Annotated in this window: 15 protein-coding genes; all 15 read left to right on the plus strand. The window is 42.7% G+C overall.

All coding sequences use genetic code 11. From position 1 onward, the window contains the following. Positions 1-10: 10 nt before the first annotated feature. The 15 genes from MKY52_RS11705 to MKY52_RS11775 all read left to right on the plus strand — a co-directional run bounded on the left by MKY52_RS11705 (position 11) and on the right by MKY52_RS11775 (position 16,798). A complete protein-coding gene (locus MKY52_RS11705; protein ID WP_341051498.1) occupies positions 11-1,657 on the plus strand; it encodes an NTP transferase domain-containing protein in 1,647 nt (548 codons plus the stop codon). Beyond that, a complete protein-coding gene (locus tag MKY52_RS11710) occupies positions 1,657-2,061 on the plus strand; it encodes a GtrA family protein (protein WP_076286920.1) in 405 nt (134 codons plus the stop codon). The genes MKY52_RS11705 and MKY52_RS11710 overlap by 1 nt, the downstream gene beginning before the upstream one ends. Then, positions 2,024-2,749, plus strand: a complete 726-nt coding sequence (locus MKY52_RS11715) for a glycosyltransferase family 2 protein (RefSeq protein ID WP_081393268.1) — start codon at positions 2,024-2,026, stop codon at positions 2,747-2,749. Before MKY52_RS11710 ends, MKY52_RS11715 begins: the two co-directional genes overlap by 38 nt. Next, positions 2,727-3,317, plus strand: a complete 591-nt coding sequence (locus MKY52_RS11720) for a hypothetical protein (RefSeq protein ID WP_341051499.1) — start codon at positions 2,727-2,729, stop codon at positions 3,315-3,317. The genes MKY52_RS11715 and MKY52_RS11720 overlap by 23 nt, the downstream gene beginning before the upstream one ends. Positions 3,318-3,389: 72 nt before the next feature. After that, a complete protein-coding gene (gene rfbC, locus MKY52_RS11725) occupies positions 3,390-3,896 on the plus strand; it encodes a dTDP-4-dehydrorhamnose 3,5-epimerase (RefSeq protein WP_341053403.1) in 507 nt (168 codons plus the stop codon). A 35-nt stretch (positions 3,897-3,931) separates the two neighbouring features. Continuing rightward, entirely contained in the window at positions 3,932-4,954 is a 1,023-nt protein-coding gene (gene rfbB / locus MKY52_RS11730; protein WP_042192239.1) for a dTDP-glucose 4,6-dehydratase, read from the plus strand. Positions 4,955-4,962: 8 nt separating this feature from the next. Further along, positions 4,963-5,826 carry a dTDP-4-dehydrorhamnose reductase gene (gene rfbD / locus MKY52_RS11735; RefSeq protein WP_341053405.1) on the plus strand — a complete coding sequence of 288 codons (864 nt, stop codon included), beginning with the start codon at positions 4,963-4,965 and terminating at the stop codon, positions 5,824-5,826. A gap of 118 nt (positions 5,827-5,944) precedes the next feature. After that, positions 5,945-6,967 carry a glycosyltransferase family 2 protein gene (locus MKY52_RS11740; protein ID WP_341051500.1) on the plus strand — a complete coding sequence of 341 codons (1,023 nt, stop codon included), beginning with the start codon at positions 5,945-5,947 and terminating at the stop codon, positions 6,965-6,967. 157 nt (positions 6,968-7,124) lie between these two features. Continuing rightward, positions 7,125-8,024 carry a glycosyltransferase family 2 protein gene (locus MKY52_RS11745; protein WP_445671020.1) on the plus strand — a complete coding sequence of 300 codons (900 nt, stop codon included), beginning with the start codon at positions 7,125-7,127 and terminating at the stop codon, positions 8,022-8,024. Then, positions 8,021-9,427 (plus strand): undecaprenyl-phosphate glucose phosphotransferase, encoded by a 1,407-nt coding sequence (locus tag MKY52_RS11750; RefSeq protein ID WP_076286915.1) that lies wholly within the window; start codon positions 8,021-8,023, stop codon positions 9,425-9,427. Before MKY52_RS11745 ends, MKY52_RS11750 begins: the two co-directional genes overlap by 4 nt. 121 nt (positions 9,428-9,548) lie before the next feature. Further along, positions 9,549-10,415: a phosphatidylinositol-specific phospholipase C/glycerophosphodiester phosphodiesterase family protein gene (locus tag MKY52_RS11755; protein ID WP_076286914.1), complete on the plus strand. Its 867-nt coding sequence runs from the start codon at positions 9,549-9,551 to the stop codon at positions 10,413-10,415. Positions 10,416-10,577: 162 nt separating this feature from the next. Continuing rightward, entirely contained in the window at positions 10,578-11,297 is a 720-nt protein-coding gene (locus tag MKY52_RS11760) for a heptaprenylglyceryl phosphate synthase (RefSeq protein ID WP_371915755.1), read from the plus strand. Between the two features lie 160 nt (positions 11,298-11,457). Next, positions 11,458-13,797: a DNA helicase PcrA gene (gene pcrA, locus MKY52_RS11765; protein WP_341051503.1), complete on the plus strand. Its 2,340-nt coding sequence runs from the start codon at positions 11,458-11,460 to the stop codon at positions 13,795-13,797. Positions 13,798-13,875: 78 nt separating this feature from the next. After that, entirely contained in the window at positions 13,876-15,888 is a 2,013-nt protein-coding gene (gene ligA / locus MKY52_RS11770; protein WP_341051504.1) for an NAD-dependent DNA ligase LigA, read from the plus strand. Between the two features lie 202 nt (positions 15,889-16,090). Further along, positions 16,091-16,798, plus strand: coding sequence for a response regulator transcription factor (locus MKY52_RS11775; RefSeq protein WP_076297845.1), 708 nt, complete (start codon positions 16,091-16,093; stop codon positions 16,796-16,798). The last annotated feature ends 9 nt before the right edge of the window (positions 16,799-16,807 follow it).

Consider the following 16,807-nt stretch of genomic DNA (forward strand, 5'->3'; position numbering starts at 1 on the left):
GGTGAATGAAGTGCAAATTATTATCCCTATGTCAGGAATAGGTAAGAGATTTATTGATGCTGGTTATTCAGAGCCAAAGCCATTAATTGAGGTTGATGGCATCCCAATTATTGAACATGTAGTCAATATGTTTCCGGGAGAATCGAACTTTACTTTTATATGTAATTCAAATCATCTAACAACTACCAATATGAGAGCTATATTAGAGCGTATCGCACCTGCGGCGAAAATAATTGAAATTGAACCACATAAAAAAGGACCTGTATATGCGGTTACGCAAATCTTTAATCTTCTAAATGATGAGGAAGAAGTTATTGTTAACTATTGTGATTTTAGTGTGTTTTGGAATTATGCTGATTTCCTAAATCATACTCGTAATAGGAAAGCAGATGGAGCTATTCCTGCATATAAGGGTTTTCATCCACATATGTTAGGGTCCACAAACTATGCATTTATGCGTGATGAAGAACAATGGATGCTCGAAATTAAGGAAAAAGAACCTTTCACAAATAATCGCATGGAGGAATACGCCTCAGTTGGTACATATTATTTTAGATGTGGATCATACGTCAAAAAGTATTTTCAGGCATTATTAGATGAAGATGTGAATTTGAATGGTGAGTATTACGTTAGTTTGGTGTACAATTTGCTAAACCGTGATGGTCTGCGCACTTCAATTTACAATGTTCAGCATATGTTGCAATGGGGTACTCCACAAGACGTACAAGAGTATAAAGCATGGTCTAATTATTTCAGAAATATAATAGAGTCAAATGAAGAGGATAAAACTGTTCCGCATTCAACGTTATTAATGCCGTTAGCTGGAGCAGGAAGCCGATTTGTAAAAGAAGGATATGAGGACCCCAAACCTTTAATTGAAGTATCTGGAAAACCGATGATTATTCAGGCTTCCCAGAGCTTGCCTAAGACAGGCAAACAAGTATTTCTTTGTCAAAAATCTCATTTAGACGCCTATCCTTTGGAAGAGGAACTTAAAATGGTATATCCAGACGCCACTATAGTTACAGTAGAGTCTCTAACTGAAGGGCAAGCTTGTACTTGTGAACTGGGACTTAAGTATATTGATTCAGAGGATTCACTGTTAATTGGCGCCTGCGACAATGGAATGATCTGGAATCAAGATGGTTTTCAAACATTAATTAAAGATCCTAATGTAGATGTTGTTGTATTCAGTTTTAGACATCATGTTTCGAGTGAACGCTATCCTCAGATGTATGGATGGATAGATATTGAGGAAGACCAGACTATTAAACATGTTCATGTAAAAAGCCCAATAAGTGATGATCCTTATAATGATCATGCAGTTGTGGGTAGTTTCTATTTTAAAAACGTTAAAATTTTCAAGGAATCACTTGATCAACTGTATACGAAAAACATTCGTATTAATAATGAGTTTTACGTAGATAGTTTGATAAATGAAGCAATAGATTTAGGATACAATGCGAAAGTATTCGAGTTGGATCAATATGTTGGGTGGGGTACACCTAATGATCTAAGAACCTATGAATACTGGCAGAGTTTCTTTCACAAGTGGGAATGGCACCCTTATACACTAGATCAAGAAGTCACTTTAGATAAAGATGCTCTTCCAGGACTTGAAATTAAATACACTGCTTTTAAACAGGAAAATGAATAATGACATTAAAGAAGCAATTAATGCGTTTTGGTGTTACGGGTTGTTCAGCAGTATTAACCGATAGTTTTATCTACTATCTTTTATTAAATATATGGTCAACGTCCATTTCTAAGGGAATGTCCTTTCTTTGCGGTGCTGGAATTTCATTTTTGCTAAATAAATTGTGGACTTTTGAAGCTACTCAAAATACTTCATCTCATATATGGAAGTTTAGTGTTCTGTATTTAGGTACTCTATCAATAAATATATTAATGAATAAGTTAACTTTGAGTCTATTTCCATCAATGTATATGATAGCTTTTTTAGTAGCGACAGGCACAAGTATGTTACTGAATTTTATCGGTCAGAAATGGTGGGTGTTCAAAAATGATAAAGTTGTCGGTGATCATTCCTTGTTACAATGAAGTGAAGAATATTAGTTTAATTTTGGAGAAGTTCGAAAAAGTAATTCAAAGGCCGGACATTGAAGTTATATTGGTCAACAACGGTTCAAGTGATGGTAGTAAGGAACTTATGGAGAGATTAATAAATGATTATCCATTTGCAAGAATTGTTCATGTGGAGATTAATCAAGGCTATGGTTTTGGAATAATCTCAGGTTTAAAAGAGGCTAAAGGCGAATATCTCGGATGGACACATGCTGATATGCAAACTGATCCTTATGATGTTATTAGAGCTCTAACTATTATAGAGGAAAAGGGAAGCCCATCTAATATTTATGTCAAAGGTGATCGGAAGAAAAGGCCATTCTTTGATCAATTGTTTACTACAGCCATGAGTGTCTTTGAAACTATATATCTTCAAGAACGATTGTATGATATCAATGCGCAGCCTAATATATTTCACTCTTCATATTTTGCATCATGGGATTCACCACCTTATGATTTCTCGCTTGACTTGTATTCGTTATACATGGCACGAAAACAGAATATAGATATAATTCGGTTTAAGGTTGTATTTCCTGAACGATTGAATGGAGAATCGAGTTGGAATACAGGTATGGGTGCAAAGTATAAATTCATTAAAAGAACTTTGAATTTCAGTAAAAAGCTTAAAGGGGATTTGAAAAATGTACATCGCTCATCGTATTAATACGGTTGCAGAGTTAAAAAATATTCCGACCCAATACGGTGTAGAAATTGATATTCGCGATTTGGGTGAACGCTTGGTACTACATCATGATCCCTACGTAGACGGAGAGAATTTAGAGGATTTCTTGCGAGATTATCAACATGGAACTTTAATTTTAAATGTAAAAAGTGAAAGAATTGAACATCGAGTATTAGAATTAGTGCGAAAATATAAAATAAAGGATTATTTCTTTCTGGATAGTACCTTTCCGATGATCTATCTTCTCAGTAATCAGAGGGAGACGAATATCGCACTGCGTTTCTCGGAATACGAAGGATTAGATACCCTTTTATCTATGAAGGGGAAAGTGAAATGGGTATGGGTTGACTGCTTTACGAAATTACCTATTAATAAAGAGAACTATTCTAAATTGAAGGAGTGGGGATATAAATTGTGTCTAGTATCTCCCGAACTTCAAGGCAGGGATCAAGACATTGAAGAATACAAACAATATCTTCAAGATAATGATATTAAATTTGATAAAATTTGTACCAAGATATACAATGTTGAACGTTGGGGGAATTTATAACTTTAACCGTGTTGTTGGTGATTTCGAATTGAAGTGTAGTCTTAATAGTGGGGAGTAACTAGCCTACTAGAACTGGTAGTCCACGGCGACAACCGTGGATTTTTCATGGAAAGCTACAACGAAGAAGTTATGAATAAACTCGGGTTGAATTATAATTTCATCCAAGACAATCAATCCCTCTCTGCAGAGGTTGGTGTCCTGCGTGGTCTACACTACCAGTTGAACCCAAAGGCCCAAACAAAGTTAATTCGTGTCTTAACCGGCGCTATTTATGATGTAATCGTAGATATTCGTCGTAATTCTCCTACATTTGGTCAATGGGTCGGAGTAATACTTAGCGAATATAACAAACGCCAACTGCTTGTACCTAAAGGCTTCGCGCATGGCTTCTGCACGTTGGTCCCTAATACCCAAGTGTTATACAAGGTAGACGAATATTATTCCCCTGAGAATGATCGCGGCATATTATGGAATGATCCAGCGTTAGGTATTGATTGGCCAACTTCTAGTCCGATATTATCGGATAAAGATCAACGTCATCCTGTACTGATGGACGCGGAACTTAACTTTGAATTATAAACATAACATTTCATTGAACAAAAGGTGGGCTATAAATGAAACTGCTAGTTACCGGCGGAGCCGGCTTTATCGGCAGCAACTTTGTATTATACATGCTGCAACAACATCCTGATTATCAAATCGTTAACGTAGACGCGTTGACGTATGCAGGTAATTTGGAGAATTTGAAATCAATTGAAAATCATCCGAACCACAAGTTCGTAAAAGCAGACATTACAGATGTACAGGCAATGGATGCTTTGTTTAGCCAAGGTGTTGATGTAGTGGTGAATTTCGCGGCTGAATCGCATGTGGATCGGAGTATTTTGGAGCCAGAAGTGTTTGTGAAGACGAACGTGCTTGGAACACAAGTACTTTTGGATGCGGCGAAAAAATATAGTGTTACTAAATTCGTTCAGGTTTCTACGGATGAGGTATACGGATCACTTGGAGCAACCGGTTTGTTTACTGAAGAAACTCCTTTGACTCCGAACAGTCCATATTCGGCAAGTAAAGCTGGTGGCGACTTGCTTGTACGTGCATACCATGAGACATTCGGACTGCCAGTGAACATTACCCGCTGCTCGAACAATTATGGCCCGTACCAATTCCCTGAGAAGCTTATTCCGCTTATGATCTCCCGCGCACTTGCGGATCAAGCGTTGCCTGTATATGGCGATGGGATGAATATCCGTGACTGGTTGTATGTTGAGGATCACTGCAGCGCGATTGATTTGGTTATCCACAAGGGCGTGAACGGTGAAGTATACAACATTGGTGGCAATAACGAACGTACAAATGTGCATATCGTGAACACAGTATTGCAGGAACTTGGCAAACCTGATTCACTGATTACTTATGTTCAAGACCGTCCGGGTCATGATCGACGCTATGGAATTGATCCTACCAAGATTATGAACGAACTGGGTTGGAAGCCGAAACATACGTTTGAAACAGGTATTAAAGAAACCATCCAATGGTATCTCAATAACCGCGAATGGTGGACTCGCATTCAATCTGGGGAATACCAGAAGTACGCTGAATTACAATATGGCGATCGTTTGGGAGAATCTCTATAATGGCTCAACTGAAGGTACTTGTTACAGGTGCGGCCGGACAATTGGGTCAGGATGTTGTTTTACTACTCCAGCATCAAGGTCACCAAGTGATGGGCTGCGACCGTCAAGAGATGGATATCACCGATCTGGATCAGTGTATCCAGGTTATTGGTGAGTTTGGACCGGATGCTGTCATTCATTGTGCTGCGCATACAGCAGTAGATGCGGCAGAAAGTGACATCGATGCAGCTTATTTAATTAATGCAACGGGCAGTCGAAATGTAGCGCTAGCTTCTGAAAAAGCTGGAGCTAAGCTGGTGTACATTAGTACGGATTACGTATTTGATGGTTTGGGAGTACAGCCTTACCATGAGTATGATAATACAGATCCTAAGAGTATATATGGTAAATCGAAACGTGCGGGCGAGGTGCTCGTTCAATCCCTCTCCTCTAAGTATTTCATCGTACGCACATCATGGGTGTATGGTAAATACGGGAATAACTTTGTCAAAACAATGCTAAAGCTGGGTCAAGAAAAGCCAATGCTTCAAGTAGTCGATGACCAAAAGGGTTCGCCTACCTATACAGTTGATTTAGCTCGTTTCTTGCTTGAGCTTATCCAAACTGAGAAGTATGGTGTATACCATGCGTCAAATAGCGACTCATGTACTTGGTTTGAATTTACACAGGCTATCTTTGCAGAGGCTGAGGATATTTTGGGTTTGAAATTCACCGCTAAGCTTGAACCGTGTGCTACGGAACAGTTCCCGCGACCTGCACCACGTCCTCGGAATTCGGTGATGGAGCATCTGTCGATACGTACGAACGGTTTTCAGGATATTCGATCTTGGCGTGAGGGCCTGAGAGATTTCCTCTTAGAGCTAAAAGAATAAGATAGTAGCAATTGAAACTCCCAAATCGTTTATAACGATACGGGAGTTTTTTGTATTCTTTCGTTATAATAAGAAGGGAGTGTGTAGTTAACAAGAAATTACAAAGTCGAGGATACTCATGAATAACAAAACAGTAAGTGTACATATCGTCACCTACAACAGTGCTGACGACATCATAGATTGTATAGAGGCAGTAATGGCACAGGATTATTTGGTCAAAAAAATTGTCGTAGTGGACAACGCTTCAACTGATGGTTCGGCGGATAAGGTCAGAACGTTCTATCACCAGTTTAACTCGGACTCACCCGCTGCATTCTTGGTGGGGCATGAAGCTATGAACTCCGCAAGGGAGATAAAGCAATATCCAACAATTGACCTTCTGGAGAATGAGCTTAACACAGGCTTCGCCCCAGCCCACAACCAGGCCATTTCGGCCACGAATACAGATTACGTGCTCGTTCTTAATCCTGACCTTACGCTGGCTCCAGACTATATCTCCAGACTAATCACACAGATGGAGAATAATCCACAGATCGGCAGCGCCACAGGCAAGCTTTTGCTAAAGGCCGATCATGGGCTGGTAGACAGCACAGGTCTCCGTATGAACAGAACACGGCGTGCGTTTGATAGCGGAGCAGGCGAACCAGCAGACCAATGGACACAGTCAGGACCTGTATTCGGCGTATCAGGAGCGGCTGCGATGTATTCTCGACGGATGATCAACGACATAAGTGTTGGTGGCGAGTTTTTTGATGCAGACTTTTTTGCCTATAAGGAAGATGTGGATGTGGCTTGGAGGGCGGAGATATTCGGCTGGCAGGGATATTATGATGCTGAGGCGATCGGGTATCACGAACGTGGCTGGAAAACGTCTGGTCGTAACACTAAGCCGTTGTTCATCCGACGAATATCTTACATTAACCGCTACAAAATGATCTACAAGAATGAACCGACTCGAACTTTGCTGAAAACAATCTTCATTTCTCTCCCCTATGAAATTGCAGCTCATGGTTATATGCTTCTGAGAGAGCCACAGTTAATTACAGCGTGGAAGTCCTTTTTCACTCAGCTCCCTGCGTTAAAAAAGAAGCGGGAGTATATACAAGCCGCGATAAAAGAGAGAAAGAAACACGAAAGCTAAACCACATCTGGAAAAACCTCCCTTAAACGTCACCTCCTCTCAGGGAGGTTTTATGTTATAATTATTGTCGGTAGATTACTATATTTGTCAGGAGCGTTACGCAGTGAATGTAGATGTAAGCATACTTATTGTTAATTACAACACGTGTCGCCTGACGATGGATTGTCTCAGGTCGGTGTATGACTCAGCAACGAACTATTCCTATGAGATTATTTTAATAGACAACAATTCCAATGATGATTCGGTAGAGAAGATTAGTAGAGAGTTTCCAGGTGTAATGTTGATCGCAAATAACGACAATGTCGGTTTTGCCCGTGCTAATAATCAGGGGATGGAAGCTTCATCCGGACGGTATGTGCTGCTGCTAAATTCAGATACGGTGGTACGTAAGGATACGCTAGAGACGATGATCTCCTTTATGGATAGTCGGCCTGATGTAGGAGCGTCAGGGTGCAAGATTATTTTACCGGATGGCTCGCTAGATAAAGCTTGCAAGCGGGGGTTTCCTACACCGTCTGCTTCGTTCTATTATGCTTTTGGATTTAGTAAGCTATTTCCGGATCGTCCGAGGTTTAACGGTTACCAGTTAGGTTATCTGGACCCTGATCTTGATTACCCGATAGATTGTCTGGTTGGTGCGTTTATGCTGCTGCGGCGGGAGACGATTAACCAGGTGGGTGGATTAGATGAAGAGTTCTTTATGTACGGCGAGGATTTAGATTGGTGTTATCGTATTAAAGAGGCTGGTTGGGAGATTTATTATTATCCGAAGACTGCTATCGTGCATCTTAAAGGCGGTAGCGCCAGACGCAGACCGTTTAAGATCGTCTATGAATTCCACCGGGCAATGATTTTATTTCATCGTAAGCATTATAGTAAGAAGTACAACAGTATGATAAATGGAACAGTATATGCCGGCGTAGGTGTGAAGTTCGCACTTTCGCTTTTGCGGAATGCCTTAACTTCGCCTAAAACAGTCCCATCACCTGCTCAGAGTCTTAACTCCGCTATTGAAACAGGTGCACGTAACGAAAAGAATACTGAGGTGAATTTATGATTCGGCGTAATCAGAAATTTTTGACACAGCTCTATATGGTGGCTGACTTTCTTGTCATCCAGCTGTCCTTCCTTATAGCCTGGTGGCTAAAGTTTAGAAGTGGTTGGATGGAGTACGAAAACCCGTTGCCTGTAGAGTCGTACGCTTACTGGAGTATGATTTATGGCGGAATTGCAGTGTTAGTCGGTATACTGCTGTCGCTGTATTTGCCGAAGCGTAAGAAACGGTTTGTCGATGAATTCATTAAGATTTTCCAAGTGCATATTATGGGCATTTTCATTCTGCTTGGTCTGATGTTTTTTGTGAAAGAAATAAATATCTCCCGAACATATCTAGCTCTTTACATGGGATTGAACATTCTTTCTATTATGCTGTACCGTTATGTACTGAAGAAAATGCTTAAATCTTTTCGAGAAAAAGGCTTCAACCGACAGTTTGTACTTATCATCGGTGCAGGTACGCTAGGCAAAAGATTCTACAATAATCTAGAGCAATACCCCGAGCTTGGATATGAAGCGATTGGTTTCCTGGATGACTATCATACTTGGGATGGAATTGAAGAGCAACGATATAAACCGATTCTAGGAACAGTTGACCAGTTGTCTGGAATGCTAGAGATGCTGCCTGTGGATGAGGTTATACTTGCTCTGCCGCTTGATGCGCATTCGAAGTATCCTTCAATTATTGCGGCCTGTGAAAAAGCAGGTGTACGCACACTGATTATCCCTGACTTTTTTGACTACTTACCAGCCCGCCCTTACTTTGATAACTTTGCAGGCATGCCAATGATTAATGTTCGTGATATTCCACTAGATATGACGGGTAATAAGATGGCAAAAAGATTGTTTGATATTGTGTTCTCTTTGTTCGCAATTATTATGATCTCTCCAGTGATGCTTATCGTGGCTCTTGGTGTCCGACTGACCTCTCCGGGACCGATTATATTCCGGCAGGAACGTGTGGGACTGAACCGTCGTAATTTTATGATGTATAAGTTCCGCTCCATGAAGATGCAGCAGGATGGTGAAGAGGATACAGGCTGGAGTACGCGGGAAGATCCTCGTAGAACAAGATTCGGGACCTTTATCCGTAAGACAAGTTTAGATGAGCTTCCGCAATTTTTTAATGTGTTGCTGGGACATATGAGTGTGGTGGGACCTCGACCAGAACGCCCATATTATGTGGAACAGTTCCGTGATGAAATTCCGAAGTATATGGTTAAGCACCATGTACGACCTGGAATCACAGGCTGGGCACAGAGCAATGGACTTCGGGGTGACACTTCCATCGAGGAGCGGATCAAACACGATATTTTCTATATCGAGAACTGGTCTTTACTGTTTGACATTCGAATTATTTTCAAAACGATTCGCAACGGCTTCGTCAACAAAAATGCTTATTGATTCCTGCACTTATTTTGGATTTATTAAACTTTTATACGATCCCCGTTTCTACCTATGGTAGAGCGGGGTATTGTTTTTCTATTGTTTCATAATCTAAACTTCGCAAAGGAAACTATCAACTATGGATAAGAAAAAGATTGTTGCTACCGTAATTGTAATTGGAGCTCTTATCATGTTACTTGTAATCGCTTTTAGTAATGAAGATGAACAGCCTGCAAGCGGCTTTGAAGCTCACAAGGTCATAGCACATGCCATGGGTGGCATTAACGGTCATACGTACACCAATGCTTTTGAAGCATTTGTTGCTAATTATGCACAGGGAACTCGCGTATTTGAAGTAGACTTGTTATTATCGGCTGATGATCAGCTAGTAGGTAGGCATGAGTGGTCAGGCAACATGAGTAAGCTTTTAGGTCAGTTGGATGTTCTTCCTGCTAATAAACAAGGGGTAGTACTAGATTATAAGGAATTCATGGACAGCCCAATCCTGAATATATACTCCCCGATCGATGTCGAGAAGTTGCTTGATCTGATGCAGCATTATCCAGATGCTTATATCGTGACCGATACGAAAGAAATCAAACCCGAACTTATAAATAAACAATTTACATTGTTGGTAGAAGCGGCGCAGCGCCGGGATCCAGCCATATTAGATCGGATTGTTCCACAAATATATAATCAGTCGATGCTTGATGAGATCAATAAGGTGTATTCTTTTCCAGAAGTGCTTTACACTCTGTACCAATCCAAGGATACGGATGAACAAGTTATTGAGTTTGTTAATAAAACAGGTGTGGATATTACCATGCCAGTTGGCCGAGCCACCAAGAGCTTTGTTAAAAAGCTGAAGAAGGCTGGCGCTCGTGTATATGTTCATACAGTAAATGAAGAAGCTGAAATTAGGGAACTGGCCCGTATGGGCGTGGATGGTTTTTACACTGATTTTGTACCCGAAGAGGATTTGATTAACATCTCAGGTGTACGTTGAAATCTTAGACTACTTATTACCATTAAAAAATACGAAAAAATGTTCGCATTTTTGTTCGCTTTAAATTGACACACCTGCTGTGCTGGCATAGACTAGATCTATATCTTTTGCGGCGGCAGGAGTGTCTTTGTCTTGCCCAAATGACAATTAAGGATGATTCTCATGAATTCAGTGCAGCAAATGATCAAACCTTGGCGGCATGTGTTTAAGCTAGACCCTGACCGGATGATTTCGGATGAGGATTTGGAGGCCGTTTGCTTATCTGGCACGGATGCCATACTGATAGGGGGCTCAACAGGAGTAACCTATGAGAATACAGTGGATCTCCTAGCAAGAGTAAAACAGTTTGAGTTACCTTGTGCACTTGAGGTATCCGAACTTGAAGCTGCTGTTCCCGGATTTGATCTTTATATGATCCCTATGGTGCTTAATACGCCCGATCCAGCTTGGATTGTAGGCCATCATCGCCGAGCTATTGAACGCTATGGATTTATGATTCCATGGGATTCGCTTCTAACGGAAGGTTATATTGTGCTGAATAGTGACTCTTCAGTTGCACGGATTACAGGGGCTGAGACGGCCATTGATGCTGAAGAAGCGGCTGCTTATGCTCAGGTTGCGGACAGGCTGATGTCACTGCCGATTGTTTATCTTGAATACAGCGGTAGGTTCGGGGATATGGAGACTGTGCGGACAGTACGCGAAATGGTGGATCACGCCCAACTTTTTTATGGTGGGGGCATTACTTGTGAGGCGGAAGCCGAGCAGGCAGCAGCTCTATGTGATACAGTAGTGGTCGGCAATATTATTTATAGTGATGTACAGCAGGCACTGCTAACAGTCGCGGCTGTAAAAAAGACAGTACAAGAGAAATTCGATTAAATTATAAGAAAGTATAAGTTTCACGTTATACATTATCCTTATATTTTTCGCATAAACACTTACCGTCCTTATAAGGACGCCAAAGGCGTTTATGCTTAGTGGTTATTTTTAGGACTACTTATGATTTGTGATTTTATATTTAGAAAGGAGCATGTTACACATGCAACTTATTAGCATACAAGACGCAGTAAGTCGACTGAATCCTCCACAAAGACAGGCTGTCGAAACTACTGACGGACCACTTTTGATTATGGCTGGTGCGGGCAGTGGGAAGACGAGAGTGTTGACTCATAGAATTGCCTGGCTGATTGCCAATCGAAAGGCGCCGCCTTGGGCGATTTTGGCGATTACGTTTACGAATAAAGCCGCGCGGGAAATGCAGGAACGTGTATCTAAGCTTGTCGGACCTGAGGGAAGAGATATCTGGGTATCCACCTTTCACTCTATGTGTGTTCGGATTTTGCGGAAGGATATCGAGCGGATTGGTTTTACCTCCAACTTTTCCATTCTGGACTCTACAGATCAGTTATCCGTAATACGTAACTGTATGAAGGAACTGAATATTGATACGAAGAAATTCGAACCAAAAGCTGTGCAGGCTATCATTAGCGCATCCAAGAATGAGCTGATCAATCCGGCGCAATATGAGCAGAAGGTTGGCGATTATTTTGAAGGCTTAGTTGCAAAGGTATATAAGATGTATCAAAGACGTCTAAGAAGCAATAACTCGCTTGATTTTGATGATTTGATTATGAAGACCATCGAACTGTTTAAGGAAGTTCCCGAGGTCCTTGATTTCTACCAAAAGAAATTCAAATACATCCACGTGGATGAGTATCAGGATACGAACAGAGCGCAGTATATGTTGTGCCGTATGCTCGCTGATAGCCACCACCGGATTTGCGTGGTAGGGGATAGTGACCAGTCCATTTATCGCTGGCGCGGAGCGGATATTACGAACATTCTTAATTTTGAAGAGGACTATCCAGAAGCGAAGACCATTCTTCTAGAGCAGAACTACCGTTCAACTGCTAATATCTTGAATGCAGCCAATGGTGTGATCGCACTCAATAGTGGACGTAAGCCGAAGAAGCTGTGGACCGATTCCGAGGAAGGTGCCAAGATTAAGGTGTACCGGGCGGACTCCGAGCATGATGAAGGTTACTTTGTAACCGGAGAAATCAGCAAAAATGTGAAACAGGGTCAAGCCTACCAGAATCATGCGATACTGTATCGTACGAATGCCCAGTCACGGGTAATCGAGGAAATTCTAATTAAATCTGATATTCCGTATCAAATCGTAGGCGGGATTAAGTTCTATGATCGTAAAGAAATCAAAGATCTGCTCGCTTATTTACGCCTGTTGTCTAACCCTGATGATGATATCAGCCTGACGCGTATTATTAATGTACCTAAGCGGGGATTAGGGGATACAACGGTTGGTAAGCTGGCAGCTGCGGCTGGTGAGCGTGGTGTTTCTATTTTCCGCGTACTGCAAACTGTAGATGATTTGGGCTTTGCCGGACGGACGCGGAATATGCTAGTAGAGTTCTACGATATGATTGAAGCTCTGCACCGTATGGTGGAGTTCTTGTCCGTAACAGAACTGACGGAAAAAATACTGGAGATGTCGCAGTACCGTTTGGAGCTGCAAAATGAAAACACTCTCGAATCTCGCTCGCGACTAGAGAATATCGATGAGTTCTTGTCCGTGACTATGGAGTTTGAAAAGAATAACGAGGACAAGTCGCTTGTCTCCTTCCTCACGGATCTTGCACTTATCGCAGATATTGATAGTGTGAATGATGATGAAGAGGACCGTAGTGACGCTGTAGTCCTGATGACGATGCACAGCGCCAAGGGTCTGGAGTTCCCAACGGTATTTATCGTCGGGATGGAAGAAGGTGTGTTCCCGCACAGCCGAGCCTTCCAAGACAACGATGAGCTCGAAGAGGAACGCCGGCTTGCGTATGTAGGGATCACCCGCGCGGAGAAACAATTGTTTCTCTCTTGCGCGAGGATGCGTACGCTCTTTGGGCGGACGACGGCGAATCAGCCGTCCCGCTTCATTGAAGAGATTCCGGAGGAGTTGAAGGAAGATACCGCGAAGACACAGGACCGCTTCCAACGCGGAGGCTCGGAGGTAGGCGGTGCTTATGGCGGACGCGGCTTCAGTGGCGGCAGTCGTGGGAACTTCGGCGGTCGAGGTGGAGCCGCTGGTGCGGCGCCGATAGGCAGCGGAAGCACAGCATCCGCAGCGACAAGTAAGAGTAGCGTGACCGTAACCTCCGGAGGCGCACAGCGCGCTACTGGAGCAGGGGCTGCGGCTGCTGGCGATTACAAAGCGGGTGATAAGGTTTCGCATGGCAAATGGGGCACTGGCACCGTTGTAGCTGTGAAGGGCACCGGGAATGATACGGAGCTGCAGATTGCTTTTCCGGCACCAGTGGGTGTAAAACGACTGCTTGCAGGGTTTGCGCCGATTACCAGGGTGGAATAATAGTAGGAAACGATTAACGAACGGATATTTAGACCACGCTAACCATTAGGAAACTTATTGACGGAGGGATGTACCTGCATGGATGCTATGCATGTGATGGAAGAGCTTGTTGCGGAGTTAAATAATTATAATTACCACTATTACACGCTGGATGCTCCGCTAGTCAGCGATAAGGAATACGATGTTTTATACGACAAGCTTGTAGCACTGGAGGCTGAGAGTGGCTTCGTACTACCGGATTCACCTACACAACGTGTAGGTGGAGAGCTGCTTAAGGGCTTCACGCCGCATCGGCATCTGGCTCCGCTTTGGAGTCTCGATAAAGCACAGAATATTGAACAGCTGCGGAGCTGGAATACGCGGGTACTTCGCTTAGTGAATGAGTACAATCTTAAGAACCCAGGCAACCCTCTACCTGATCCTTGTTATGCAGTAGAACTGAAGTTTGATGGCTTGACGCTGAATCTAACCTATCGGAATGGTGTTCTAGAACAGGCATCGACGCGTGGTAATGGTGTCATTGGGGAAGGAATACTTGCTCAGGTGAAGACCATTAAGTCTGTTCCGTTAACGATTCCTTTTAAAGAAGGGGTCATTGAAGTACAGGGCGAAGGGATTATGAATCTGTCTGTGCTCGCTGATTATAATACCCGGGCTGCAGAGCCACTTAAGAATGCGCGTAATGCGGCGGCAGGAGCACTGCGCAATCTAAACCCGAAGACTACTGCAGAACGTCGTTTGAATGCATATTTCTATAATGTAGGTTTTGGAGAAGGTGTAGAGTTCGCCGATCATCAGGAGATGATGGATTTTCTACGGAATAACAAATTCAAAGTAAATCCTTATCTGACTTACTGTAATGATTTCGATGATGTGACTGAACAGCTTGCTGGAATCGAGGAGAGTCGTTCAACTCTTGATTACCTCATTGATGGAGCGGTGATCAAGGTAACGGATTTCCGTATTCGTGAAGTTCTTGGTTACACTGACAAGTTCCCCCGCTGGGCAGTGGCTTATAAATTTGAAGCTGAAGAAACAACGACCGTGCTTGAGTCTGTTAGCTGGAATGTAGGACGTACAGGTAAAGTGACTCCTTTAGCTCGTGTTGAAGCCGTAGAGCTTGCTGGAGTTACCGTACAGAATTGCACATTAAATAATGTGGGCGATATTGAGCGCAAAAACTTGAAATTCGCCTTAGGCTCACGAGTGTTTATTCGGCGTTCTAATGATGTTATCCCGGAAATTCTCGGCAAGGTAACAGAAGAGAATGACGGAGGAGAAATTATTTTCCCTGAGGATTGCCCGGCTTGTGGATTTCCGCTAGAAATGCGCGGTGCGCATCTTTTCTGTAATAATAAGCTGAACTGTAGACCGCAAATTATTAGTCGGATCACCCATTTCGCTTCACGAGATGCAATGGATATTGAGACGTTTAGTGAGAAGACGGCAGGTCAGCTCTACGACGAGCTTAATGTTCATGACTCTGCGGATCTGTATGAATTGTCCTTTGAGCAGCTTGTACAGCTGAACCGTTTTGGGGAGAAAAAAGCACAGAATTTGCTGCAAGCGTTAGAGGATAGCAAAGGGCGCGATCTCGCCTCATTCCTCTTTGCGTTAGGAATCCCTAACACAGGTAAAGCAACAACTAAGATGCTGGCTGATCATTTTCGTGATCTGGATGCTGTGATGCAGGCTAAAGCGGAAGAACTTGCCGAGTTGCCGGACATTGGCGGGATTGTCGCCGAGAGCATTGTAAACTTCTTCGCAGATCCTGTAGTTGTGGCGAATGTTGCTCGGTTGCGCGCGCTTGGGGTTGAAGCAAAAGCTCCTGAGGCACCACGTCCTGTTAGCACGGATTCCTTCTTTAGCGGAAAAACGGTAGTGTTGACCGGTTCATTACAAAAGCTTACACGTGACGAAGCAGCCGAACGTCTGGAAGCACTCGGAGCGAAGGTGTCTGGAAGTGTATCTAAGAAGACGGATTTGGTTATTGCCGGCGAGAAGGCAGGTAGTAAACTGGCCAAAGCACAGCAGCTAGGTATTAAGGTCATCGAGGATGAGGATGAGCTGATTCGATTGCTGGAGATGTAAGCATATTTTTACTAAGTCCTAAAAGGGTACCAGTTTCATTTCGTTTAAGTACGAGTGGAGCGGGTACCCTTTTTTTGCGTAACCTACTTATTGTCGTTCGATTTTAAGTACATGTTTCTATTTTCGAGGAAAAACGTTCAATGGATCTGCTAATATAGAAGCTAAAGATAATTATTACTATATTTGAAAGGAACCCCCTCCTGTGAAGAGAGAAACGATATTGTTAGTAGATGATGAGAAGGAAATTGTAGAGCTGTTATCGATATACCTCTGTAATGAGGGCTATCGCCTGCTTAAAGCTTATGATGGGATGGAGGCACTGGCGTGTCTGCAGAAGGAAGAAGTAGATCTGATTATTCTTGATGTCATGATGCCTAAGATGGATGGATTAGCTGCATGTATGAAGATCCGTGAAGAGCGGAAGATGCCAATTATCATCCTTTCAGCCAAAAATACGGATATGGACAAAATCTCAGGACTTAGCATAGGAGCGGACGACTACGTGGGCAAGCCGTTTAATCCTTTGGAGATTGTGGCACGAGTTAAGTCACAGCTGCGTCGTTATCACGCTTTCAATAAAGATAGTAATAGCCTAGGGAATGACAGCAAACTGAGCTTTGAAGATTTAACTATAGATACGTCTAAGCATGAGGTACATATAGACCAGCAGAAGATTAAGCTGACCCCCCGGGAATTTTCTATTTTAGAGCTTTTGGCAAGGCACCAAGGTCAAGTGCTTAGCTTAGAGCAGATATACGATAAGGTGTGGAACGAACCATTTTTAGATGGGGGCAATACTGTTATGGTACATATTCGTAACCTCCGCGATAAAATCGAAGTGGATTCGAAGCGCCCCCGTTATATACAAACCGTCTGGGGAGTTGGCTATAAATTAGATGGACCTTCCTGAAAGGATTAG

This window comes from Paenibacillus sp. FSL P4-0184 (assembly GCF_038004625.1).
Lineage (GTDB): Bacteria > Bacillota > Bacilli > Paenibacillales > Paenibacillaceae > Paenibacillus_AQ.